This is a genomic window from Cobetia sp. D5, from assembly GCF_035666195.1.
Classification (GTDB): domain Bacteria; phylum Pseudomonadota; class Gammaproteobacteria; order Pseudomonadales; family Halomonadaceae; genus Cobetia; species Cobetia amphilecti.
This window is the reverse complement of the sequence record NZ_CP142020.1, coordinates 2659739-2684538: the sequence shown is the minus strand read 5'-3', so window position 1 is coordinate 2684538 and position 24800 is coordinate 2659739. Positions and strand designations below refer to the sequence as shown.

Here is a 24800-nt window from a genome sequence, read left to right as displayed (position 1 = left end):
GAAATCGGCGGGGCTTTTGGTTTTGCAGGGCTGAAAAACCTCCAGACACCGCGGCTGACGACATCAGATGATTGATGTCGGTATGTGGTTTGCCATCCAGTCCAGATGAGGTCGGGGAAGGGGGATTGTTGCGTGTTTCGCTAGACAAAGGTCTATTTCTGCGGCGCTATGATTGACCGATGCGGCAGTGGACGACTAAGTTTTGCTTCATCTGGTATGTTTTGCAGTCCACTTTAGGGAGTGGAATTTGAACGTGACGTACGTGAGTCAGTCTCGCCGACACAGACTCAGGTCCGGAGCGATCAAATGGCAAGCCAGACCCGATACGTCCATATCCAGAATCATAACAATCAAAGGGATTCGACAATGAAGCGAGCCATGCTTGCCGCCACGCTGTTAGCCGCCGCCTTGGGTACCACCACTGCGCATGCCGAGAAGATCGTGTTTGCCATCGGCGGTAGCCCCAACAGTCTGCAGGGCCAGACTGCGCAACATTTCGCCGATAGCCTGCAGGCTCGACTCGGGGATGAGCATCAGGTCGAGTATTACCACAGCGGTCAGCTGGGCGATGAGCGCCAGCTGATCCAGAAGCTGCGCCTCGGCACGGTCGATCTGGCCGCGATTTCCTCGGTGATGTCATCCGTCTCGCCAAGCTTTGCACTGTTTGACATGCCGTTCATGGTCAAGGATCGCGAGCATCTCAAGCGCATCGATGACGAGATCGTGATGACGGACCTGGCCGAGGATGCCAAGGCCAAGGGCCTCAAGCTGGTCTCCACCTGGGAGAACGGCTTCCGCCAGATCACCAACAATGAACATCCCGTGGTGGAGCCGGAAGACCTGGACGGCCTGAAGCTGCGCACCCCGCAGAGCGAATGGCGTACCGGCATGTTCACGGCGTGGGGTGCCAATCCGACACCGATGGCCTTCTCGGAAGTCTTCGTGGCACTCCAGACCGGGGTGGTCGACGGCCAGGAGAACCCGCTGTCCAACATCGATGGCGCCAAGTTCCAGGAGGTCCAGAAGTACCTGTCACTCTCCAATCATGTCTATTCGCCCATCTGGCTGACCAGCAGTCAGGCCGGCTGGGGCAAGATGCCCGAGGACGTGAAGGCCGCGATTGCCGAGGTGTCCGCCGAGACCCAGAGTTGGGCCTTCGCCAAGGGCGCAGAACTGGATGACAAGCTGCTGGCGAGCCTCAAGGCGGGCGGCATGGCCGTCAATGAGGTGGATCGGGATGCCTTCGTCACCGCGAGCGCGCCGGTCTATCAGGCGTTCTCCGACAAGGTCGACGGTGGCCAGGCGATGGTTGACCGGGCCATGGCACTGGCCAAGGATTAAGTCATGAGCTCGCATTCCCATGCGGCCAAGGCAACCTTCCCCACCGAGAGTGGGGAAGGACTGACGGCCACGGCTGATGTGACCCTGCTGGACAGAGTCAACCAGGTGGTGGAGCGCTGCCTGGAAGTGTTCACCGTCGGGTTGCTGCTCTCGCTGACGGTAATCGTGCTGGCGGCGGTGGCCTTGCGTACCTTCGGTGGCTCCTTGCCCTGGTATGACGAAGTCGCCTCGATCAATCTGGCCTGGCTCAGCTTCTATGGCGCTGGTCTGGCGGCTCTGAAGCGTTCCCACATGGGCTTCCCTGGTCTGATCACCAAGGCGCCCATCGCACTGCGCAGTACGCTATTCATTACCTCTGAGCTAATCGTGGTCGGATTCTTTGCCGTGGTGGGCTGGTTCGGCTATCAGGTGCTTGACGTGCTGGCCTGGGACTCCCTCATCGCCTTGCCGGCCATCGGTCTGGATGTCACCCAGTCGGTGATTCCGATCAGTGCGGCGCTCTTCATCCTGTGCGAACTGCTGAGTCTGCCTCATGCCTGGCGCAAGATGTGTGCAGGCGTCAACAGCGAAGAGGAAGAGATCGCGGAAGCCATCCGTCTGGCCGAGCAAGACCTCAAGGAGCACCGTTCATGACGCTACTGATCATTATCGCGGCGCTGTTCGCACTGGTGTTGATCAACGTGCCCATTGCGGTCGCCATCGGCACCGTCGGGGTCGTCGGAGTGGTGATCTTCATGGGCGTGGATGCGCTGGTGAACGTGCCGCTGACACTCTTCAATGGCGCCACCAAGTTCCCGCTGATCGCGATTCCACTGTTCATTCTGGCCGGCGCGCTGATGAATACCTCGGGCATCTCCATGCGACTGATCAACCTCGTCACGGCCATGGTCGGGTTCGTGCGCGGTGGCCTGGCCATGGTCAATGTCGGGGTATCGCTGTTCTTCGCTGAGATTTCCGGCTCTGCGGTGGCCGATGTGGCAGCCACGGGCTCGGTGCTGATTCCCGAGATGAAGAAGCGCAAGTACACGCCGCAGTTCTCGGCGGCGATCACGTCGTCTTCGGCGTCGCTTGCCATCATCATCCCGCCGTCGCTGTCGATGATTCTCTACGGGGCCATCGCGGACACCTCCATCGTCAAGCTGTTCGTCGCCGGCATCATCCCGGGGATTCTGGGTGGTCTGGGGCTGGCGATGCTCTGCTATTACTACGCCCGCAAGTATGACATGCCGCGTGAGGCTGCCTTCTCGCTGTCGACACTCGGCAAGGCGTTCCGCGAGGCCTTCTGGGCCCTGACGCTGCCGGTCATCATTCTGGGCGGTATCTTCGGCGGCTTCGTGACCGCCACGGAAGGCGCGGGCATCGCCGTGCTGGCGGCGCTGGTCATCGGGGGCCTGGTCTACCGTGAGCTGAACCTGCAGGTGCTGTATCGCGCGGTGATCGATGGCGTGATCCAGACCTCGGTCGTGATGCTGCTGGTCGCCACCTCCGCGGTGCTGGGGCTGTTCCTGACTGAGATGCAGCTGCCGCAGCAGCTGGCCCAGGAGATCACCGCGATCACCACGGACCCGGTGGCGGTGCTGGCGTTGCTCAACATCCTGCTGCTCCTGCTTGGCATGTTCCTGCACGGTGCTGCTGCCATCATTCTGGTGGTACCGATCGTGATGCCGTTGATCCAGCAGATCGGCATCGACCCCATCCACTTCGGTCTGATCCTGACCCTCAATCTGGCCATCGGTCAGCAGACGCCGCCCGTGGCCTCGGTACTGGCCACCTCATGCTCCATCGCCAAGACGGACATGTGGGAAACCACCAAGGTCAATCTGCCGATGATCTTCGTGCTCTTCCTGGTGCTGATGCTGGTCACCTACGTGCCGGCGATTCCCATGAGTCTTGTCGAGCACTTCTATGGTTAATCGCTATGGCTGAGAGCAATGGTTGAGAGGGCAGTGAGGGAGACTGCTCACCAGACACGCCAAGGCCGCCCTTTGAGGCGGCCTTGGCGTGTCTGAAATAGATGAGTGAAATAGGTGAGTGAAATGTGCGGGGGATGTCCATCGGCCAACCCAGGCTTCATCAGGTGGGGTATTTCACTGCTCTGATCCCGTAACAGGTACGCCACCCACAGCCTCTCGAGGGCCGGGCACACGCTGCTCGGCGCGCAGCGTCCACATCACACCGCCGAGAATCAACAGCATGCCCAGCACTTCATTGCTCTGCGGCCATTGCCATGCCAGCAGATATCCGTAGAGCAACGCGCAGCAGGTCTCGAAGACGATCATCTGTCCGCCTACCGATACCGGCAGGCGCTGGGCCGAGGAATTCCACAGGGCATTGGCGATCCAGGAGCCCCCGACCGACATGAACAGGGCTGCGGCAGCGAAGGCCAGCCAGCGTTCAGGCGCGAGCTCCAGCGGCAATATCCGCGGCTGCAAGACGGCGACCAGCACAAGAATCATCACTGCCACGACCCCGGTTGCGATGCCTTGCAGAGTGGACCATTCTCGCGCGGAAAAACGACCGGCCTTGAGCTGCTGGGCATTGCGCAGCGCGAACCATGCCCAGGACATCACGCCGAGCGAGCCACACAGCACGCCGAGCAGGTCTTGCCACTCTCCTGCGCCCTGCAGGAAGCGAAGCAGAACAGGCACATTCATGCAGACGATTCCCACCCCGATCAGCGTCAGGGACAGGCTCACGGACAGGCGGCTCGCCTGAATATGGCGTCTCCCGATCAACATCACCGCCACCGGTACCAGCCCGTTGATCAATGCCGCGATGGCCACGCCGGCATATTGGACGGCTGCCGTCAGCAGGATGAAATACGCCACATTGCCTGTCAGTGCCAACTCCAGCAGCAAGCGGGTATCGCGCGTAGTGAGGCGAGCAGACAGGCGGCGAGCATGGGGCAACGCGATCGCCGCGGCAAACAGTCCGTAGAGTCCGAAACGCGCGCAGCTGATGACCACTGGATGGATGTCACCAAGCAGTGATGGCAACACGATGACGCCTCCCCAGAGGGCGCCTGCCATGCCAGCATGGACTATTGCTTTCTTCATGATGAGTCGCCCTTGTCTTGATCAAGGGGCCATTCTAATGCGTTACTTCGGGATCAAGCAGCGACTTTGCCGCATCCAGACATTCCATAAAGGAATGTGAGGTGAGAGAGCTGCCTGGAGCCATCCGCGCGAGCGCAATGACAAACACAGACACAATTCCAAATACAGGGAGCCCCCATGGCAGGACGTTTTCGCCATCTTCCCTCACTGGAGGGACTCGCGGCCTTCGAGTCCGTGAGTCGCTTGGGAAGCTTCACCCGTGCCGCCGATGAGCTGTGCCTGACTCAGAGCGCCATCAGCAAGCAGATTCGCGCGCTGGAAGCGTCACTTGGCACGCCGCTGTTCGTGCGCAAGGCGCGCGGTGTCACGCTTTCCAAGGCGGGGATGCTCTACCAGCAGCACATTCTGCCGGCGCTGCAAGGGCTCGAGATGGCCGGACAGCGCCTGCGCGCGCTACAGCATCCTGACACCGTCAGCGTGCTGGCAACGCATGCCGTCTCCCAGTACTGGCTGTTCCCCTGCCTGTTGCGCTTCAGCGTCGAGCACCCCGAGATCACCGTGCACATCCACGCCAGCAACGAGATGGATGCCAGCATGGTGCCGGACCATGATCTCGCGATCCTCTATGGCGACGGTGAATGGCCAGCGCTGGGTGCCACGCCGCTGATTCACGAAGATATCTATCCGGTGGCGCGCCCGGATGTGATCGAGGAGCAGGGACTTTCGCTGGAAGAGCTTGCCCAGCGGCCGCTGATTCAGCTGGACTCCTCCTGGAACTGCATGGACTGGTCTCACTGGTTTGCCCACTTCGGTATTCGCTACCGTGCGCCCAAGTCCGACATCACCTTCAATCAGCTGACGCTGACCTACGCCGCCATTCAACGAGGCGCCGGCATCGGGCTGGCGTGGGACTTCATGGCGGCGGAGGCCATCGCCAAGGGCGAGCTGGTACGTGTCACGAATCATCGCGCGATCACCGGCCTCGCGGAGCATCTCGTGTTTGATCTCGATCGACCGCTCTCGGACTCCGCGCGACTGTTCCGGGATTGGCTGATCGCCAAGGCTGGGGAGGGTGGTGTGTCAGGGCAGAATGTCTGAGCAGGAGAGCTGAGCAGGAAGGCTGAGCACAGTGTCCAGACATGAGCCCTGAACGTGAAAGAGCCACCCCGTGGGGTGGCTCTTCTGGCAGGTGTGGACTGCACTACATCTTGTTCAATGGCGGGGTATCACCCCTCCCGCACCCCATCCACCAAGCGGCTGATGTCGGAGGGCGCGTCGTGCTTGAGCTCCGGTGGCAGCAGGGCATCCGGCAGGTCCTGATAGCAGACCGGACGCAGGAAGCGGTGAATCGCGGCGGTGCCCACCGAGGTGGTGCGGCTGTCGGAGGTGGCGGGCCAGGGGCCGCCGTGGACCATGGCGTCACAGACTTCGACCCCTGTCGGCCAGCCATTGACGAGGATGCGTCCGGCGCGACGCTCCAGCACCGGCAGCAGCTGACGTGCGGCATCGTGATCGGCGTCATCCAGGTGCATGGTGGCGGTCAGCTGGCCTTCCTGCGCACTGCAGACCTGCTTGAGCTGAGCGAGATCATCGCACTCGATGATCAGCGAGCTGGAGCCGAAGACTTCCGCCTGCATGGCCTCATTGGCCAGGAAGTCACTCGCCTGGGTGCTGAACAGCTGGGTCTGGCAGGGGCTGGCGATGGGCGAGTCGCTTTCGCCACTGGCCAGGCAGGTGATGCCGGGCTGTGAGGACAGGCTTGCCACGCCCTCGGCATAGGCCTTGTGGATGCCCGGCGTCAGCATGGTCTGCACCGGACTTGCCTGGATGGCGGGAATGGCGGCTTGCTTGAAGCGCTCCAGTGCTTCGCCCTTGATGGCCAGCACCAGCCCCGGGTTGGTGCAGAACTGACCGGCGCCCATGTTGAGCGAGCCGACGAATGCGCTGCCCAGCGCTTCGCCGCGGGCTTCCAGTGCGGCCGGCATCAGGATGACCGGGTTGATGCTGCTCATCTCGGCATAGACCGGAATCGGCTGCGGGCGCGCCTGAGCGAGGGCCAGCAGAGCGGTGCCCCCGCTGCGCGAGCCGGTAAAGCCGACCGCCTGGATCTCTGGATGCTTGACCAGCGCCTGGCCGACCTCATTGCCGGGGCCAAACAGTAGTGAGAAGACGCCTTCCGGCATGTCGCAACGCTTGGCGGCGCGCGCCACGGCCTGACCGACCAGTTCCGAGGTGCCCGGGTGAGCCGAGTGTCCCTTGACCACCACCGGGCAGCCTGCGGCCAGCGCGGAAGCGGTATCGCCACCGGCCACCGAGAAGGCCAGCGGGAAGTTGCTGGCCCCGAAGACAGCCACCGGGCCCAGCGGGATCTGACGCTGGCGCAGGTCGGCACGCGGCAGGGGCGCACGTTCCGGCAGCGCAGGGTCGACGCGCACATCCTGCCACTCACCGCGGCGCAGTACCTTGGCAAACAGCTTGAGCTGCCCGCAGGTGCGGCCGCGTTCACCGTTCAGGCGTGCCTCGGGCAGGCCGGTTTCCTGCATGGCGCGCTGTGTCAGGGTATCGCCCAGTGCATCGATTTCCTCGGCGATGGTCTCGAGGAAGGCGGCTCTCGCGTCGGGCGATGTGGCGCGATAGGCATCGAAGGCCTGACTGGCCAGCTGGCAGGCCTCTTCCACCGTACTCGCGTCGGCGCCCGGATAGGCGGGCTCCAGACGCTCACCCGTGGCCGGATTGATGGCGTGGATCGCCTCGCCCTGAGCGGCGAAGCTGCGTTGTCCGATAAGCTGATGACCGTTGTGTGACATCGTGTCTTCTCCTTGATAAGTGAAGCCCTGAGGCAGGTTGAGTCAGGCCGTGCGTGTCGTGTGGGTTGCAGTAGAGAACGTAATAGAAGGTGTAGTAGCGGTGGAGCTGGGGACAGCGGCAGCATCCGTGGGCGATGCGATAGTGGCAATCGGTAGGCGATACCAGTGAATGGCGTTGTCGTGCAGTACCTTGTCGAGGGTGTTCTGGCGCAGGTCGGTGCTCGCCATCTGCTCAATGGCGCTGGTCACCAGCGCTAGCCAGTCGCCATAGCTGACCTTGAGGCCGGAGACCGGGAAGTTGCTGGCGAACAGACAGCGCTGGGCACCGAAGATATCCAGTACCTCACATAGCAGCTCACGATTGGCGCCGGCATCCCAGGCATGCCAGGGAGTGCCCAATTCCGACAGCTTGACGGCGACATTCGGGTTGTCGGCAAGCGCCCGCATGCCTGCGCGCCATTGGGCAAGGCCTTCTGGCGTGCGATCCCACGGCAGCCCGCTGTGGTTGAGGATGACGCGCAAGCCGGGGAAGTCCTCCAGCGTCGCGGCCGCCTCTTCTAGATGCCAGGCGGGCACGCGCAGGTCCCAGCTCAGGTCACGCTCCTTGAGCAGCGCCAGTCCCTCGCACCAGCGCGGGTCCTGCAGACTGCCGCTGGTGCCCGCCACCGATTGGCGGGTCTGCGGCGTGGCAGCGGTGACTGGCTTGGCGCGAACGCCACGAAACAGCGGCGATTCACATTGAGCGTCCAGCTGTGCGGCGCACTCGTCAGTGCCGAAGGCGGCCCAGCCGACATGCGCGCTGGGTAGTGCATGAGTGGCCTGCTGTCGGGTGATCCAGCGCGTCTCTTCTAGTGCCTGCGAGCGTGCGGCCTCGGCTTCACAGTGCACACTGCCCACCAGCCGGAAGCCCTCAGGCACCAGGCGCTTCAAGTCCGCGGCCACAAAGGGTCGGCGGATCGCGGCGTAATCGCCGAGAAAGAAGTTCTCCACCGGTGACTCTTCCAACCAGGGGTACGCCACCTGGCCATCCAGTGCCCAGAAGTGATGGTGCGCATCGATCAGCGGCTGACTGTGTGATGGCTCGTGCCTGAATGTGGTATCCGTCATGACTGGCTCGTGTCCTGGTTAGAAGCATCAAGTGCCGATTGACTCAGTGGTCACGCACCAGCAGGCAGGACACGTCCGGCTCGGCGCGTGTCGCGAAGCTTCTGCGTACCTGGCCGCTCTCCAGATCCAACACCGCGATGCGATCGCCCTTGAGCGAGACGAAGGCTTGCTCGCCATCCGGGTGGAAGCTCATCGCGATGGGAATCGCCTCAAGCTGGATGGTGCCCAGCGGCGCCAGCGCCTCATCGAACAATGACAGCGAGCTTTCCCCGTAATTGGTGGTGATCAGGCGCCCCTTGGGGTCACGGTAGATGCGGTTGGGATCTCGACCGGTGGTCGCCGAGGCGCGCACGGTCATCGATTCGGTATCCACCGCCACGATGCTGTCGTCATCGCGATTGCTGATGAATAGGGTGCGGCCATCGGCGGAAAGACTGTTGCCCTCCGGCTTGCGGCCCGGAATCATCGCGATGGGCGTGAAGGTGGCATCGTGAGGCTTGAACTTGGTGATGGTATTGCTGAGCAGATTGATGCCGTAGGCCCAGTCGCCGGCCTTGGTGAGCGCGAACAGGTGGGTCTTGTAGCCACCGGAGGACACGGCCAGATCTGGCGTGGTCTGGGTCAGGGGCGTATTGAACAGCAGCAGGGTGTTGTGGCCTTCGCTCATGGCGTAGAGGCGGTCCTGGTCATCGATGCCCAGGCCGTGGATACGATAGTAGGGCCAGGTACTGAGCGTATTGACCAGCGTAAAGGTCTCGAGATCGACCACGAACACCGAGCAGCCGCCCTGGTCACCGATACAGTCGGCACCGAGGATGCCGTAGTGACCCACGAAGGCGTAGCGGCCGGTGGAATCCACCACGAACTCATGCGGGTAATCCGGCAGGCGAAGATGGTGGAGTTCCTCGCCGCTGGTGGCGTCGAACAGGCTCAGGGTGTGTGCGCATTTCTGGTTGAGCAGCAGAGCATCTCGGGACATGACATTTCTCCAATCAGCGAGGGTGCCGTCAGGGCTCATGCCCTCGCTGGATGACAGGTAAGCAAGGCGATAGAACGGATGGGCGTTACTGCGTCACTGCGTCACGGCGGCCGTGGTCTTCTGCGTGCCTTGCGGTTCGGCTTTTGCATTTACATCGGCACTGGCCTGACTGGCGCCCTGGATGGCATCGATCCAGTCGCGTCCATTGGTGGCGATATAGCTGTCCCAGGTCGGCAGCACGACCTTCTGGAAGGCGGCGGTATCGACATCGGTCTCGATCTTCATGCCCTTGTCGGCCAGTTCAGCCAGAATCTTCTGCTCGTTCTTCGCGTTCAGTTCACGCTGATAATCGCCGGCTTCGCGCGCCGCGCTTACCAGTACCTGCTGATATTCTGGTGACAGGCTTTCGAACTTGTCGTCGTTCATCACCATCAGCAGCGAGGTGTATGCCTGGTTGGTCAGTGACAGGTACTCCTGGACCTCATAGAAGCCCGCCGACCAGACGATGCTGATCGGGTGGTCCTGCGCGTCGACCGTGCCGGTTTCCATCGCGGTGTAGAGCTCACCCAGCGGCATCGGCACCGGATTCGCACCCAGCAACGAGAAGGCCTCGATGAGCGACTTGTTGGAGTTGGTGCGCATCACCAGGCCATCGACATCGGCGGGGGTCTTGATCGGGTGCTTGGAGTTGGTCATCGCGCGGAAGCCGACTTCCCAGAAGGCCAGCCCCTTGAGGTTGTCTTCCTTGAGCAGTGCCAGGGCATCGTCGCCGACCTTGCCGTCCAGCACCTGATAGGCCGTCTTGCGGTCCGGGAAGATGTAGGGCAGATCGAAGGCGCCCAGCGCCGGCTGAAGGCCCGCGAAGTTGGGGTTGCCGGACATCTCGATATCGATGGTGCCGCTGCGCACGCCGGCGATCATCTGCTGGTCGCCCCCGAGCACACCATTGCCGAAGATGTTGACGGTGATCTCGCCATCCGTGCCTTCCTTGACCAGCTCGGCAAAGCGCTCGGCCGCCTGCTGCTGGGTATCGGTGGTCGGGGCGGCGTGGGCCAGCTTGAGCGTCATCTGGGCATGGGCAGCACTCAGAGGGGCGATCAACAGCAGGCTGGCGAGGGTCGTCTTGATCATGGGTGTCATTGAATGGCTCTCTTGTTGTCTTTGTGGCGGCTGTCTTTGTTGGCGACTGTCTAAGCAAGCGGCGTGTCGTTGGCGTCTTGCCTTCTTTCTGTCGTCTTTTGCGGCTTCGTGGTTGTGGTTGTCACGGGGTCAGTCGGTCATCCAGTAAAGCGGCGCGGTGATGATCTGCGGGAAGGCGACGAACAGCAGCAGAATCACCACATAGGCGAGGGCGAAGGGCGCGACGCCACTGACTGCCTTCTCGAACTTGAGGTTGCCGACGCTGGTGATCACGTTGAGCACGTTGCCGACCGGCGGGGTGATCAGGCCGATGGCGCAGTTGAGGACGAACATGATCCCGAAGTAGACCGGGTCGATGCCGGCCAGCTTGACGATGGGCATCAGGATCGGCGTGAGCACCAGAATGGTCGGCGTCAGGTCCATCACCATGCCGACCACCAGCACGATACCCATGATGGCGAGCATCAGGATGCGCGGATCATCGGCGAGCGGCTGCAGCAGGCCGGCCACCATCAGCGGCAGCTGGGCGATGCTGATCAGCCAGGAGGCGACCATCGCCGCGGCGACCAGGAACATCACGATGGCGGTGCTGCGGGCGGCCTGGGCGAGCACGGCGTAGAGTTGGCTCAAGTCCAGTTCGCGGTAGACCACGGTGGCGACGAAGATGGCGTAGACCGCCGCGACCACACCGGCCTCGGTCGGGGTGAAGATGCCGCTCTTGATGCCACCGATGATGATGACCGGCAGCATGATGGCCCAGAAGCTGTCCTTGAGTGCCTTGAGGCGTTCACGCCCGCTGGCCTTCTTCGTGACCACCAGATCTTCCTTGCGGGTCATGAACAGCCACATCACCACCAGGGTCACGCCCATGATCAGCCCCGGCACGATGCCGGCGAGGAACAGCTTGCCGATGGAGATGCCACCGGCGACCCCGATGATGATCAGTGGAATGGAAGGCGGGATGATCGGCGCGATGATGCCACCGGCGGCCATCAGGCCGGAGGAGCGACCCAGCGGGTAGCCGGCCTTGCGCATCATCGGCAGCAGCATGCTGGCCAGCGCCGCGGTATCGGCGACGGCAGAACCGGACAGGCTGGCCATGACGATGGCGGCGAAGATGGCCACGAAGCCGAGCCCGCCCTTGCGGTGGCCCACCAGTGACATCGCCAGCGTGACGATGCGCTGGGAAAGGCCGCCACGCGACATCACTTCGCCGGCGGTGAGGAAGAAGGGGATGGCCAGCAGGGTGTAGCTGTCGGCGCCATTGACCAGGTTCTGGGCCAGGATCTGCGAGTTGAAGAGATCCAGATGCAGCATCAGCACGATGGCACTGACCAGTAGGGCGAAGGCGATGGGGAGGCTCAGGCCGATGGCGGCCAGCAGGGAGCCGAGGAAGAGCCCGATGGTCATGGCGTATCTCCTTGCGAATCAGAGGCGTGGCTCGACGCGACGCGCGGCGTGACAGCATGCAGTGCCAGCGGCGTCAGCAGACGCCAGAGCAGAATCAGTGACATCATCACGCCCGCCATCAGGCCGGCGAGATAGAAGACGCCGACCGGAATGCCGCTGATGGGAGAGAGGTTGCTCCAGTTGAGCACCGTCTGGGCATAGCTGCCCTTGAGCAGCATCAAACAGCAGCCGAGCATCGCCAGGGTCACCAGCCGATCAAGCCCAGCGCGCATGGCCGCTGGCAGCTTGTCGGCGAAGGTATTGACGCTCAGGTGCTCCTGGCGGATCAGCGCCGTGACCGCGCCCATGAAGGTGACCCACACGAACAGGAAGCGGGACAGCTCGACACTGATCGAGATGCCGCTGTTGAAGCCGTAGCGCAGCACCACATTGACGAATACCAGTACGATCATCGCCACCAGTGCCAGCACCATCAGCAGGGTCAGGGTCTTCTCGAGTCCCTTGAACAGCGCCGTGATGCCGACGGCAATGTTCGAGGGGGCGGCCGTGTCCTGCGGAGCTGTCTTTTCCTGCACAGTGGTCTTGTCCTGCGGAGCTGCCGTGTCCTGCGCAGCGCCAGCGGCCTTGCGGGACTCGGCGTGCGTGGCGGAGGGCGGTTTGATCGACATGGCTAACGGCATCTCTTGGGTCAGTTTGTTCATGGTGTCATCCCCGAAGGAGGCATCTCGATGACGGTGCGGCAGCGCTGTCATTGCGCCCCTCTGGTTGCAGCGAAAAGGGCGCTGCCGCGTGTCGGTGGCTGGGACTGATGTCAGGGGCTGATGACACAGGCGCTGATGAAAGTGTTCAGCGCGCGTCGGCCAAGGCAGTCTGGAACTGCGTCACCACGTCTGCGTCAAGCGCCTGGGTGTGCTGCTCGATCACCGGTGTCAGGGCCTCACGCATGCGCTGGCGCTCACTGTCCGCGACCACGTTGACGGCCATCTTCTTCTCAAGGGCACTCAGCAGCTCCTCGTTCAGGGCGCGACTCTGTTCGCGCTGATAGAGCGTGGCTTCTCGGGCGGCCTCGCGGACCAGCTGGCGCTGCGCCTCATCGAGTGACTGCATGAAGCCTGACGAGGCGACCAGCACCAGGGCGTCATAGGCATGCGCGGTGCGCGAGAGGTACTTCTGGACCTCGAAGAAGCGCTTGGCGTCGATCACGGTGTAGGGATTTTCTTGGCCATCCACCGTGCGGGTCTCCATGGCCGTAAACAGCTCATTGACCGACATGGGCACGGCGTTGGCACCCAGCCCATTGAAGAGGTCGATGTAGAGCGCGTTCTGCATGGTGCGAATCTTGAGGCCCTCGATGTCCTCGAGCGTCTCGATGGGGCGGCGGCTGTTGGTCATGTGACGGAAGCCGTTCTCCCAGTACTCGAGTGCCACCAGCTGCTTGTCATCGAGGCTTGCGAGCAGGGCTCGGCCGGCCTCGCCATCCAGCACCGCGTCCGCGTGTGCACTGTCATCGAACTGGAAGGGCAGGCTGACGATGTTGAAGTCAGGATTGAGACTGCTGAGGGTCGCGGTGGACGGTACGGTGAAATCCAGGGTCCCGGACTGCAGCATCGAGGTCATGTTGACGTCGTTGCCCAGAATGCCGTTGGAGAACACCTTGACGGTGATCTCGCCGTCGGATCTTTCCTCGACGAGTTGTGCGAACTTCTTGGCCCCCAGCGTCTGCGGGTGGGCATCCGGCAGGCTGGTGCCCATACGCGCGGTGATCTCGGCGTGGGCAGTGGTCGCGAAGGTCAGCATCAGTCCCAGCGCGGAGACTGTCTTGATCAGAGCTTTATGGGAAAGGGCGTGGCGGGTAAGCATGGCGAATTCCTTGCAAGTTGTTTTTATAGAGGCTGTCGTTGTGGCAATCGCTGGCGTGGCGATCGTCGTCATTCCGGCCTGGCGTTAGCGTTCAAGCGGTAGCGGCGCACGGCGTTGTCGCAGAACAGCTTGAGACGGTGTTCGGGACTCAAGGAGCGGCTGAGGTCCTTGAATGCCTGCAGCAGCGTATCGAGCGAGGTCACCAGTCCATCGACCGGGAAGTTGCTGGCGAACATCACGCGGTGGACCCCGAAATGGCGCAGCACGATGGCAAAGACCTCACGGTTGTCTTCCAGCCGCCAGGGCTGACCCGCGATGCCAAGCCCCGAGAACTTGATCATCACCTGGGGCCAGGCGGCGACCTTGGCGAGGGCCCGTGACCACTGACGCAGGGTGTCGGGATGACGGTCACCGGGCACGCCGGCGTGATTGATCACCACCGGCATCTCGGGGTGACGGTCCAGCAGTGGCAGCAGTTCCTCGAGGTGCCACCAGGGCACCTGCAGCTCGAAGATCAGCCCGCGCCGCGCGACTTCACTGACGCCGTACTGATAATGCGGGCAGCGCAGCGAGCCGGGCATGGCGTGGGTGGCAAGCCTCGGATCGTGACGTTCCAGCGCGGCCGGCTTGTGGCGAATGCCCATGACCAGGCTGCCTCTGGGGGTACGTGGCTCACACAGCGTTGCGAGTTGCTCGGCGATGTCGTCCTGATCCAGCCAGGCCTGGGCGATCATGGCATTCGGCCAGCCGGTCTCGCGGGCAGTCTCCTCGACCCAGCGCACTTCCTTGAGCGCATCGCCCCGCGCCCATTCCGCTTCCATGTAGACGCAGCCCATCACGCGATGCGCCTCTCCCGCCGCCATGAGATGCTCGGCGGGCAGATAGGGGCGACGAATCGCGGCATAGTCGCCGTAGCGGAAGGCAATCATCGGCTCATCGCACAGCCAAGGGTGGTAATTGCGCGTCGGGTCCCAGACATGCATGTGGGCATCGATGATCGGCAGGTCTTCATCCTGCTGCGTGGCCAGATAGCGCTCGCGTTGCTCGCCCAGTTCGGCAAGAGACGCAGGCATCACCGGGGATTGGAGTGAGTCAGAGAGCATGGCGAGCTTCCTTCCAGTGGCGAGTCAGGCGAGCGTGATCAGTGGGCGAGAGCGGCGTCGATGCGTTCCAGCAGCTCGCTGCCGTGCTTGGCGGTGAACTCGGCGCGCACCGGCTCGGCGACCTTGGCCCGCATGCTGGCGGTATCGGGTTCGCGCACGACCTGCATGCCCTGTTCCTCGAGGAAGGCCAGATCGCCCTGTTCATTGTCATGATTGAGCTGGCGCTGATAGCGGGCCGCTTCGCGGGCTTCTTCCTTGATCAACGTCTGCAGTTCGGGGGCGAGGCTGTCGAACGTCTGCTTGTTCATGATCAAGGGCGCGGCGGTATAGGCATGCGCGGTCAGCGACAGATGGTCCTGCACCGAATACAGGTTGGCGGAGCGAATCAGGCTGACCGGATTCTCCTGGCCATCCACGGTGCGGGTTTCCAGCGCGGTATAAAGCTCCGCGAAGGGCATCGGGGTCGGGTTGGCACCGAGAGCCTGGAAGGCGGCGATATGCGCCGGGTTCGGGGTGGTGCGCAGCGTCAGGCCGCTGATGTCATCGGCGGTCTCTACCGCGCGGCGCGAGTTGGTCAGGTTACGGAAACCGATTTCCCAGAAGGCGAGCCCTTCGATCTGCTGAGGCTGCATGGCAGTCAGCAGGTCCTGACCGACCTCGCCGTCCAGTACCTGATAGGCCTGCTCGCGGGTGTCGAACAGGAAGGGCAGGTCCAGCACGTTGAGCTCGCTGACCAGACCACTGAAATAGGGATTGCCGGAGAGCTCCAGGTCGATGGTGCCGCTGCGGACACCGGAAATCATCGCCTGGTCATTGCCCAGCTGGCCGTTGGGGAAGATCTTGACCGTCAATTCTCCCGCACTGCGCTCGGCGAGACGTTCGGCGAAGCGCTCGGCGGCCAGATGCTGCGAATCGGTGACCGGGTGGGCATGCGCGAAGGTCAGTGAGGTGGCGGCAGTGGCGGTGCCTGTCATCGCCAGGCTGAGCAGGGCGGCGGACAGGAGGGTGGCGGTGGTGTGGTGGCGTGAGGTTGTCATGGCGAAACCCTTTTCTCGTTATTGTCGTAATGCGTTGGCGGCGTGTTGACGCTGGTGCTGCTGGTGTTGCCGGTGCTTTTGGTACTGGTGCTTTTGGTGCTGCCGGGATCAGGGCCGTGTGATGGCGGGGTTCTCAAGACCCTGATCCTTGCTCTACTTGTTGTGCTGATCGGCAGTGATCACAGCACTGCCATGGCGGATGGCTGCTCCGCTTGGTTGTCGTGGGACTCGAACGCGACCGGGTTGCGCAGCGCGCGCCCGAAGGCCGGCAGTTCGATCTCGAAGCGGTCTCCTTCCTGAACCTTGATCTGATCGGCGAAGCTCAGCGTGGCGGTGCCGAAGAAGTGCACATGCAGGTCACCGGGCGCGCGGAACTGGGCGTACTTGAAGTGGTGGTGTTCCAGGTTGGCCAGGCTGTGGGCCATGTTGGCCTCACCGGTCAAAAAGGGCTTCTCCCACAGGGTCTGGCCTTCGCGGGTGATACGGCTGGTGCCTTCCAGGTGCTGGGGCAGTTCGCCGATCAGCAGCTCAGGCCCGTAGCTGCAGGCGCGCAGTTTGGAGTGGGCCAGCCATAGATAATTGGCGCGCTCGGTGATGTGGTCGGAGAATTCGTTGCCCACGGCGTAGCCGATGCGATGCGGCTGGCCATTGGCATCGTTGAGGTACAGGCCGACCAGCTCGGGCTCTTCGCCGGCATCCTCGGCGAAGGCCGGCACGCTGATCGCGGTTTCCGGCGCGACCACGATGCTGCCGTCACCCTTGTAGAACCATTCCGGCTGCGCGCCGACCTGACCCGCGGCGGGCTTGCCGCCCTCGAGGCCCATGCGGAACATGCGCATCGAGTCGGTGACATTGGCGTCATTCTCGCTCTGTGCCTGGGCGGCGGCATGCATGGCATCGCGGGTATCGGCACTGCCCAGGTGGGTCAGGCCGGTGCCGGTGACGGTGCAGCGCGCGCGGTCGGGGTGGGTGACCGGCGGCAGCAGTTCGCGGCGATCGATCGCCTGCTTGTAGTCGACCAGGGTGTGCGAGTAGTGCTGTTCGATCAGCGCGCTGAGCCCGATGCCCAGCTCGATGGCGCGGGTGGCCAGCTCATAGGTGCCACCGGGGAAGTCGAGCAGGCGCAGCTGGTCGCGGCTTTCGACCACGGCGACCCGCGGGCCATTGGCGGTGCGAAGTTGGACGAGTCTCATGATGGCTTCCTCACTCGATGATGTTGAACTGATCGAAGTAGTCGCTGTTCAGCTCGAGGCCCAGCCCCGGGGTCTCTTCGTCGAGGTCGATGAAGCCGTTCACCGGCTCCGGGTCACCCTTGAAGATGTAGTAGAAGAGCTCGTTGCCGATCTCGACATCATGCACCGGGAAGTACTCGCTCATCGGGGAGGCCAGTGAGGCCATGGTCAGGTGGTAGTTGTGCATCTGGCCGGCGTGCGGGATGACCGGCACGCTGAAGGACTCGGCGAGGGCGTTGATCTTGCGCGCGGCCGTGATGCCACCGACCCGGTTGGTGTCGTACTGGATGACGGAGACGGCGCGCTTTTCCAGCAGCTGGCGGAAGCCGTAATGGGTGAATTCGTGCTCGCCACCGGAGATGGGAATGCTAGTCAGCTGATTGAGTTCGGCGTAGCCATCGATGTCATCGGCGATCACCGGCTCTTCCAGCCAGCGCGGCTGGAAGCGTTCCAGCTTCGGCAACATGCGCTTGGCGTAGTCCAGGTTCCAGCCCATGTAGCACTCGAGCATCAGGTCGACATCCTCGCCGATGACTTCGCGCACGGCGGCCACGCTATCCAGGTTGGCACGCACGCCCTCGACCCCATCACGCGGGCCATAGCCGAAGCGCATCTTCATGGCGGTGAAGCCTTGATCCAGATAGGACTGGGCCTCTTCCTGCATGCCCTTTAGGTCGGTGCGGTAGAGCTTGGAGGCGTAGCAGGGAATCTTCTCCTTGGTGCGCCCGCCCAGCAGCTTGAAGACCGGCTTGCCGACCGCCTTGCCCATGATGTCCCAGATGGCGATATCGACGCTGGAGATGGCGGCCATGCCGATGCCCTTGCGGCCCCAGGCGTGGGTGGAGCGGTACATGCGCTGCCACAGGTATTCGTAGTCGAAGGGGTCCTGACCGATGATCAGCGGCGTGAGGTACTGATCGATGATCGCCTTGGCGATGCGCGGTGCCAGCGCCACGTTGCCCAGCCCGACCAGGCCGTTGTCGGTCTCGATCTCCACCACTGTCCAGCCGTGGAAGCGGAAGGTGCCCATCGAGTCGCCCTTGTCCCACAGCTCATCCATGGCGTTGGAGCAGAAGTGGGCGGTCGGGGGGACGGTGTGGCCTTTCCATTCGAAGACGCGGGTTCTGACGTTGGTGATCTTCATCGAATTATCCTTGTTGTGGATGGCGTTGATTCAGTTTCATTAGCGAGAGGCGCAAGCGCATCAGGCAGAAGCGGTCTCGAGGCGCAGCGCACGCAGGTTGGTGCCCATGCGCTTGGCGATCGCGAAGGCATTGCGGGTCGGGTTGACGTCTGCCTTGCCCTGACCGGCGATATCGAAGGCGGTGCCGTGGGCCGGCGTGGTGATGGGGATAGGCAGGCCGCCCTGGACGGTGACGCCGGACTTGAAGCCCAGCAGCTTGATCGCGATCTGCCCCTGGTCGTGGTACATGGTCACGATGGCGTCGTACTCGCCATCGCGCGCCTTGATGAAGATGGTGTCGGCCGGGAAGGGGCCCTCGACCGGGTAGCCCTGTTCATTGCAGCGCGCGACGGCCGGCGCGATGACGTCGATTTCCTCGCGCCCACAGGTGCCACCTTCACCACCGTGGGGATTGAAGGCGGCGACGGCGATGCGCGGGTGTTCGAAACCGGCCAGTTTCAGCGAGTCATGAATCAGCTGGCTGGCGGCGATGATGCGCTCCTGGGTGACGTACTCGGCGGCGTCCTTGAGCGGGATGTGCGAGGAGATGCGCGAGGTCCACAGCGTCCCCAGGGTGTTGAACTCGCAGAAATAGCCCTCGACTCCCAGTTTCTCGGCGAAGAAGTGCAGCTCGTCCTCGTGGCCGAGGCCACCTTTCTTCATCGACAGCTTGTTGAGCGGTGCGAAGCAGATGGCGTCGACTTCCTCGTTCTGGGCCGCCTCCAGGCAGCGGGACAGCACCGCGAGGGTCGAGGCGCCACAGGCGGCGCTTTCCTCGGCCAGCGTCACCTCCTGCTGGGCCACGCTTTCCACCAGCATCAATGACAGGCCTTCATGCTGGCGGGCCTCGGCGAAGCTTGCGACGCGCGGCAGCTGTGTGAAGAGACCGGCCTGGCGTTGGCCCTGCTCCCACAGCCACTGATCGCCGACCAGTACGCTGTGGGTCTCGGCGAATTGCTCGGGTTCCGCGACCAGGCGCGCGATCAGCTCCGGGCCGATACCGGCGGGGTCACCAAGGGTGAGGGCAATGACAGGGCGTGTTGCTGACATGTGAATTCCAGCCTTGTGAGAGTTGGCGTTGTTGTTGGTTTCTTCAATCAATTCGCACTTTATGGTCTGCTGGTTGGTTTACCAGACCAGTTGAGATAAAAATTAGCCGAGCCCACGCTGATCGGTCAAGGTTTTCTCGAAAATTGCGACCATGGTCGGTTTGTGGATGCGTGATATGCGGTTGTCGGTTATGCTGGTATGAAATATATACCAGTGGAGGCTGCATGAAGCAGACGCCTTTCGCCTTCGAGAAAGCGCTGAAGAATCAGACCAAGAAGGAAATTCTCGCCGACAAGCTCATCGAGATGATCCTGACGGGCCTGCTGCGCGATGGAGATGAGCTGCCCAGCGAGCGTGAGCTGGCGCAGTTGTTTGAAGTGAGTCGTGAGACGGTGCGCGGGGGGCTGGCGCTGTTGACGGGCTATGGCCTCTTGAATGTCTCGCACGGTAGCAAGTCACGGGTCTGCGCCAGTGAGGCCGTGATCGACAGTTTCCGCAATCATCCCGCGCGTCAGCAGGGCGATGAGCTCAACAACCTGGATATCGAGAGCGTCTTCGAAAGCCGGATCGTGGTGGAGTCGGCCATCGCCCGCCGCGCCGCGCGGCATATCGATGAGGTCGGGCTCAAGAAGCTGGACGCCTTGCTGGAAGCCCAGTCACAGCACTTCGACTCGCCGGTGAACTTCCAGCTCTCGGACCAGAACTTCCATCACGTCATCGCCGAATACTCGCGCAACGAGATCCTGATCCGCTATGCCGATGAGCTTTATACCTACGCGCTCAACATTCGCCGCCAGGTCATGGCCGAACACGGCTCGATCAAGCGCAGCTATGAAGAGCATGTGCGTATCGTCGAGGCACTACGTGCCGGTGACCCGGATGCTGCTGAACGCGCGATGCTCTCGCATATCGATAGCGTCTATTACACCACGCGGGACAAGATGCCGCGCTGATTGATGGTGTTTATATCGGCTAATCCTAGCAGGCGGAGTCGACTGTCATATCGCAGTGCTAGCTCGCTCACCGGCTATTGGTGAGTTGCCAGGCCCACATGATCCCCTTTGGGATATGGCGGTCGGATTGAGTAATGATAAACGCTCAAGTCTTACTCTACGCACAGATGATGGCCAGACCTTTTCCAGAAATAGAGCTCACATGAGGTGGTAGCCAGTGGGATAGTTCGATGACTTTCCTGTGGGCACTGATTTTACAGTTGGGTAATGTCTTCCACGCCAACTTCGTAAGTCTCTTGGGTGCGGCCAATGTGTGCATCCAATAGCGCGCGCAGAGCGGTGATGTCCTTGTCTTGAACAGCGTCGACTATCTCGGTGTGTTCTCTGAGCGAAAGGCGGGTATGGTCCGGCCGGGTTGCCAGGTGAGTGCGTAGGGCAGCGATCTTTCCAGCGTACTGCTCGTAGGAACTCTTTAAATAGGCGTTTCCACAATGGTTGAAGAAGGCCATGTGGAAGTCCGAATCCAGATCCAGGTAATCGGTTATGCGCCCAGATCCATGTGCTACTTGCATCTGGCTTTCTACCTGTCGGAGCTCGTGATAGAGGCCAGGCTGATCAAACTCGATTGCCAATGCCAGGGCGGCTGGCTCCAAGGTACGGCGAAAGGTACAGATGTTGCCGACTTCGCGGGCGCTAAGGGTGAAGACCTGAGCACCGGACTGCGGCTTAATGATGACCAGGCCTTCGTGCTTGAGTCGGGTCAATGCTTCACGCACCGGCGTCTTGGATACATTCAGCAGTGCCGATATACCGCGTTCGGAGATAGCTTCGCCCAAGGCAAGCTCCCCTCGTACGATCATGTTACGTACGTGATCAGTGACGAGAGCTCCTAGGGAGGGAGGGCGTTCAAAGTCCTGCATCTCGGTCCTTGTAGGCTGTAGTGTCGGCCCGAGAAGGGCCATGGAATTTTTCCACAGAGTAGCACAGACGACTGGAATACCAGATGCCTATGCCATTGGGAAGATTGACCTCAGATTTTAGACTTATGGCAGCAGGGGCGAGCAGGCATATGAACTTGATTTCCAATCCGTGTGTCAGTAAGGACGGGCGTGTTCACGTAGAAAATCGCGATCGATGGTAAACCCGAGGCCGTCACTTGTAGGGACGTTGACCCAGCCTTCACTCTGGGTGATCGCTGCGGTGACCAGATTGGATCGGAAAGGATGGCTCGAGGTGTCGTACTCGAAGATCGGACCGCTGGCTGCCAAGGTGGGATTGACCAACGGCATCGCGGCGATGGCATGCAGCGATGCATACTGACCGATCGCGGTCCCCCAGACATGGGGGTTCACCTGGATACCGTTGGCGAGGGCCAAGGCGGTGATATGCGTCATCGCGGTCAAACCGCCGGCCATGGCCACATCTGGCTGAGCGATATCGATACAGCGCCCGGCCAGTAGGTCGCGAAATCCGAAGAGGGTGAATTCTGCTTCGCCACCGGCTAGGGGGATCAGAGTCTTCTGCTTCAACAGACGATAGCCCTCCTTATCATCGGGGTTCACCGGCTCCTCGAACCATCGCAACCCGTATGTCTTGAGGCCATCTGCCAGCTGTGCTGCCTCGCTGACGGTATAGGCGTGATTGGCATCAATCATCAGTTCGACGTTATCGCCCACAGCATCACGTATATCGGTCATGACTTTGATGTCATTGGCCACCCCGAAGCCCAGTTTGATCTTCATGCTGACAAAGCCTGCGTCACGGTGGCGACGCGCTTCTTCGACAAGACTAGCAGTGTCTGTACCAAGTTCGATACGAAAGAAGCCAGTAGCGTAGGCTTGCACCTGTTTGCGAAAACCGCCGCCAAGTAGTTCAAAGACAGGTCGTTGCGTGATCTTGCCCTTGAGATCCCAGAGTGCGATATCGAGAGCACTGATAGCAGCGATGACGATTCCCTTACGACCGTAGTCTCGAGTGTGATTGTAGAGCTCATGCCAGATGACCTCGCTATCGAACACTGAACGGCCGATCACTAATGGCGTAATTATGTACTTGAGGACTGAAGCGGACAGCTCCGGTTCCAGCAGCCCTGAGCATAGCGCTTCGCCCCAGCCGCTTTGTCCATCCTGAGTTACCACTTCCACCAGCGTTGCAGATCGACGGGTGATCCATTGCTGGGAGAATGCGAAGGGACGTGGCAGCTCGGATGTCATGGTATAGACGTTGATTTGCTTGATGATCATGGAAGTGCTCAAGCTGAGGTAAGGGGTTTGCAGGCGCGTTGTGCTATCTATTGCTTGGCAGTCGCAGCCCAGCTGGCGTGAGCTTCGATAAATGCTCTTGCTCGCCTGGCGACCTCCGTATTGGCGATGCCAGGTTGATAGAGCGCGCCGCCGAGGCCGAACCCCCGTGCTCCTGCCTCGAGGTAACCCGCCATGGTGGCCGGCGTTATGCCACCCACCGGCAACAACGGCGTTGTCTCGGGTAGCACAGCACACATGGCCTTGACTGCTGCAGGCGAGATCGCCTCGGCAGGGAATAGTTTAAGAAAGTCGGCACCGAACTCGATGGCAGTGAAAGCCTCACTGACAGTGCCTACGCCGGGGCCGTAGATCAGCCCTCTGACCGTGGCTTCGCTTGCGATCCGGGGGGCCAGGTTAGGGGCAATTATCAGGCGGCCACCTGCCTGCTCAACATCGGCTACGCGATCTGGCGCGGTGACTGTCCCTGCTCCTACTAGACCATCGTCCCCGACATGGGCTGCCAAGCGACGAATGCTTTCCAGTGGGTCGGGAGAATTGAGTGGGACCTCGATTAACCGGAAGCCTGCCTCAAGCAGGGCATCGGCTACCGGTATGACTTCCTGGGGTTTGATACCGCGCAGGATGGCGATGAGAGGGCAGGCGTCGAAGGCCTGTTGCCAGTTCAGCATGTAATCAGCTCCGCGGCTCTTGCGATGGCCAGCTGCCCGTGGCGTGACAGACCGGGCGTCGCCATAGTGGAGGGTAGCGACAGAAAGTCGGTGGCAATACGGTATCGCTCCGCAAGATCATGGCGGCCGATGATGGTGACCTTGTCAGGGGCTGACCCCTGTTGTAATTGGCCGAGGCATTCCTCGCCGATTAGCAGGCCGGAGAGATAGTCAGCGCTTTGCTCTAGGGATAGCTGGTCGAATAGGTGAAGCGCGCGAGTGGTGAACAGGGTCGCTAGCAGTTGTCCGGGGTGCTGGCGGGCGGTCTGTAACCCACGCTGAAAGGCTTCTGGTGAGAACTCGCCTTGGCGTATGGTGCGGCCAAGCAGTGAGTGTTCTCGAAGGATTGCATAGAGTTCGCCGGTCATGCAGGTGACAAAGCGGGTGATCTTACCGTGCTCGACTGTCAACCATTTGTTGTGTGTTCCGGGTAGTAGGAAGGTACCATCGCTGACACCCTGGGTAGACAGATACCCGACTATCTCGGTTTCTTCACCGCGTATGACATCGGGGCGCTCGCCATCGGGCGACTGCACTGCGCCAGTGACGAAGTGCACCTGACCGAGGTCGGCAACGGTTTCACAGACCAAAGCATTGGCCAGCTCATTGATCCCCAGAGGGAGAGGTTGGTAGGGCGTCTCAATCCAGCCATTACGGCTGGTGATCATGCCCGAGGCAAGAATCGGTATGCCGGGGAAGTCGGTCAACCAGCTTTTGATGCTGTGACGAAGGAAACCTGCAAAGTCCCTGTCGGATACCGCGAGAATCCCATTGGGACTCTCGCGGGTATCGAGGGCCTCGCCGTGACGATCGACGAGGCTTGCACGAAACGATGAGGTTCCCCAGTCGATGCCAATCATAAGGGGATGCGACATCCTAGATTCTCCCGAACTCGGCCAGCAGGTCTTCGACGGTCTTGCCTTGCTGAACCCATGCGCGGGTAGCTTCCTCACGCTCGGCCTGCTCCAATGCCAGTTCGACTACCTCGGCTGCTCGGGCCAGCGGAATGACGGTCACACCCATCACATCGGCCACGATGAAATCACCAGGATTGACCGGTACGCCGCCACAGGCGATAGGCACGTTGATCGACAGCTCCTCCTTGCGATCGGAGAACATGGTGTGGGTACCACGCGGAGTGATGGCGCGTGTCCAGATCGGCCATTGGATATCTTCGAGTTCATCGGTATCACGTCCCGCGCCGTCCACTACCATGGCTCGAATGCCACGATTCTGGGCCAAAGCGCCCATCAGACCACCACACACAGAAGTGTTGGGATCCCCACCGGCATCGACAACGATGATATCGCCTGGCTGGCCCATCTCCAGTGCCTTGAGGGGATCGACCAGGTCGCCCTTCGATAGCTGAACGGTAATTGCTTGGCCACAGACCTTGGCGCGGAAGGCGGGTTTGATGCCGCTATCCATCACCCCGGTGCGATATTGGGAGTCGGCGAAGACAGCCGTGGCGGAGTAGTAGGACAGAACTTTGTCGAATTTCTCGAGCAGTGCCGAGTCACGCTTGAAATCATTGAATTGCTTGAGCATAAGAACGTTCCTCTGATCGTTGT

23 protein-coding genes are annotated in these 24800 nt (G+C 61.6%); 5 read left to right on the top strand and 18 right to left on the bottom strand.

Features of this window, described 5'->3' with window-relative positions:
- Nucleotides 1-366: 366 nt before the first annotated feature.
- From U0O11_RS11120 to U0O11_RS11110, 3 genes are read left to right on the top strand one after another with little or no spacing between them, the layout of a single operon-like run.
- The gene (locus U0O11_RS11120) at nt 367-1341 is read left to right on the top strand and encodes a TRAP transporter substrate-binding protein (RefSeq protein WP_324690032.1); all 975 of its coding nucleotides are present in this window, start codon (nt 367-369) and stop codon (nt 1339-1341) included.
- 3 nt (nt 1342-1344) lie between these two features.
- Nucleotides 1345-1974 (top strand): TRAP transporter small permease, encoded by a 630-nt coding sequence (locus U0O11_RS11115; RefSeq protein WP_324690030.1) that lies wholly within the window; start codon nt 1345-1347, stop codon nt 1972-1974.
- Nucleotides 1971-3254 carry a TRAP transporter large permease gene (locus tag U0O11_RS11110; protein WP_024952532.1) on the top strand — a complete coding sequence of 428 codons (1284 nt, stop codon included), beginning with the start codon at nt 1971-1973 and terminating at the stop codon, nt 3252-3254. The genes U0O11_RS11115 and U0O11_RS11110 overlap by 4 nt, the downstream gene beginning before the upstream one ends.
- A 174-nt stretch (nt 3255-3428) precedes the next feature.
- Here the strand turns inward: U0O11_RS11110 and U0O11_RS11105 are convergent, their stop codons facing one another.
- Nucleotides 3429-4397: a DMT family transporter gene (locus U0O11_RS11105; protein ID WP_324690026.1), complete on the bottom strand. Its 969-nt coding sequence runs from the start codon at nt 4395-4397 to the stop codon at nt 3429-3431.
- 177 nt (nt 4398-4574) lie between these two features.
- Between U0O11_RS11105 and U0O11_RS11100 the strand changes: the two genes are divergently transcribed.
- The gene (locus U0O11_RS11100) at nt 4575-5495 is read left to right on the top strand and encodes a LysR substrate-binding domain-containing protein (RefSeq protein ID WP_324690024.1); all 921 of its coding nucleotides are present in this window, start codon (nt 4575-4577) and stop codon (nt 5493-5495) included.
- 128 nt (nt 5496-5623) lie between these two features.
- Here the strand turns inward: U0O11_RS11100 and U0O11_RS11095 are convergent, their stop codons facing one another.
- From U0O11_RS11095 to U0O11_RS11040, 12 genes are all read right to left on the bottom strand, one after another.
- Nucleotides 5624-7204 (bottom strand): aldehyde dehydrogenase (NADP(+)), encoded by a 1581-nt coding sequence (locus U0O11_RS11095; RefSeq protein WP_324690022.1) that lies wholly within the window; start codon nt 7202-7204, stop codon nt 5624-5626.
- A 42-nt stretch (nt 7205-7246) separates the two neighbouring features.
- A complete protein-coding gene (locus U0O11_RS11090) occupies nt 7247-8311 on the bottom strand; it encodes an amidohydrolase family protein (RefSeq protein WP_324690021.1) in 1065 nt (354 codons plus the stop codon).
- A 43-nt stretch (nt 8312-8354) separates the two neighbouring features.
- Nucleotides 8355-9290 carry a YncE family protein gene (locus tag U0O11_RS11085; protein ID WP_324690019.1) on the bottom strand — a complete coding sequence of 312 codons (936 nt, stop codon included), beginning with the start codon at nt 9288-9290 and terminating at the stop codon, nt 8355-8357.
- 93 nt (nt 9291-9383) lie between these two features.
- Nucleotides 9384-10430 (bottom strand): TRAP transporter substrate-binding protein, encoded by a 1047-nt coding sequence (locus U0O11_RS11080; RefSeq protein WP_324690017.1) that lies wholly within the window; start codon nt 10428-10430, stop codon nt 9384-9386.
- Between the two features lie 129 nt (nt 10431-10559).
- Entirely contained in the window at nt 10560-11840 is a 1281-nt protein-coding gene (locus tag U0O11_RS11075; protein ID WP_192837780.1) for a TRAP transporter large permease subunit, read from the bottom strand.
- Nucleotides 11837-12541 (bottom strand): TRAP transporter small permease, encoded by a 705-nt coding sequence (locus U0O11_RS11070; protein ID WP_324690015.1) that lies wholly within the window; start codon nt 12539-12541, stop codon nt 11837-11839. Before U0O11_RS11070 ends, U0O11_RS11075 begins: the two co-directional genes overlap by 4 nt.
- Nucleotides 12542-12686: 145 nt before the next feature.
- Nucleotides 12687-13700 (bottom strand): TRAP transporter substrate-binding protein, encoded by a 1014-nt coding sequence (locus tag U0O11_RS11065; RefSeq protein WP_324690013.1) that lies wholly within the window; start codon nt 13698-13700, stop codon nt 12687-12689.
- Between the two features lie 68 nt (nt 13701-13768).
- A complete protein-coding gene (locus tag U0O11_RS11060) occupies nt 13769-14803 on the bottom strand; it encodes an amidohydrolase family protein (RefSeq protein WP_324690011.1) in 1035 nt (344 codons plus the stop codon).
- A gap of 38 nt (nt 14804-14841) precedes the next feature.
- Nucleotides 14842-15840, bottom strand: a complete 999-nt coding sequence (locus tag U0O11_RS11055; RefSeq protein WP_192837784.1) for a TRAP transporter substrate-binding protein — start codon at nt 15838-15840, stop codon at nt 14842-14844.
- 179 nt (nt 15841-16019) lie between these two features.
- Nucleotides 16020-17033, bottom strand: a complete 1014-nt coding sequence (gene araD1, locus U0O11_RS11050) for an AraD1 family protein (RefSeq protein ID WP_324690009.1) — start codon at nt 17031-17033, stop codon at nt 16020-16022.
- Between the two features lie 10 nt (nt 17034-17043).
- A complete protein-coding gene (locus U0O11_RS11045) occupies nt 17044-18216 on the bottom strand; it encodes an L-rhamnonate dehydratase (RefSeq protein WP_324690008.1) in 1173 nt (390 codons plus the stop codon).
- A 60-nt stretch (nt 18217-18276) separates the two neighbouring features.
- Complete coding sequence (locus tag U0O11_RS11040; RefSeq protein WP_324690006.1) at nt 18277-19305, bottom strand: 4-hydroxythreonine-4-phosphate dehydrogenase PdxA; 1029 nt, start codon at nt 19303-19305, stop codon at nt 18277-18279.
- Nucleotides 19306-19529: 224 nt separating this feature from the next.
- Between U0O11_RS11040 and U0O11_RS11035 the strand changes: the two genes are divergently transcribed.
- Complete coding sequence (locus U0O11_RS11035; protein ID WP_192837787.1) at nt 19530-20258, top strand: FadR/GntR family transcriptional regulator; 729 nt, start codon at nt 19530-19532, stop codon at nt 20256-20258.
- A 254-nt stretch (nt 20259-20512) separates the two neighbouring features.
- On the opposite strand, the gene U0O11_RS11030 is transcribed toward U0O11_RS11035, so the two are convergent.
- From U0O11_RS11030 to U0O11_RS11010, 5 genes are all read right to left on the bottom strand, one after another.
- Nucleotides 20513-21178 (bottom strand): GntR family transcriptional regulator, encoded by a 666-nt coding sequence (locus U0O11_RS11030; protein ID WP_192837788.1) that lies wholly within the window; start codon nt 21176-21178, stop codon nt 20513-20515.
- 174 nt (nt 21179-21352) lie between these two features.
- A complete protein-coding gene (locus U0O11_RS11025; RefSeq protein WP_324690003.1) occupies nt 21353-22501 on the bottom strand; it encodes a mandelate racemase/muconate lactonizing enzyme family protein in 1149 nt (382 codons plus the stop codon).
- Nucleotides 22502-22548: 47 nt separating this feature from the next.
- Nucleotides 22549-23190, bottom strand: coding sequence for a 2-dehydro-3-deoxy-6-phosphogalactonate aldolase (locus U0O11_RS11020; protein ID WP_324690002.1), 642 nt, complete (start codon nt 23188-23190; stop codon nt 22549-22551).
- Nucleotides 23184-24104 carry a 2-dehydro-3-deoxygalactonokinase gene (locus U0O11_RS11015; protein ID WP_324690000.1) on the bottom strand — a complete coding sequence of 307 codons (921 nt, stop codon included), beginning with the start codon at nt 24102-24104 and terminating at the stop codon, nt 23184-23186. Before U0O11_RS11015 ends, U0O11_RS11020 begins: the two co-directional genes overlap by 7 nt.
- 1 nt (nt 24105) lies before the next feature.
- Nucleotides 24106-24777, bottom strand: coding sequence for an RraA family protein (locus tag U0O11_RS11010; RefSeq protein ID WP_192837792.1), 672 nt, complete (start codon nt 24775-24777; stop codon nt 24106-24108).
- Between the last annotated feature and the right edge of the window lie 23 nt (nt 24778-24800).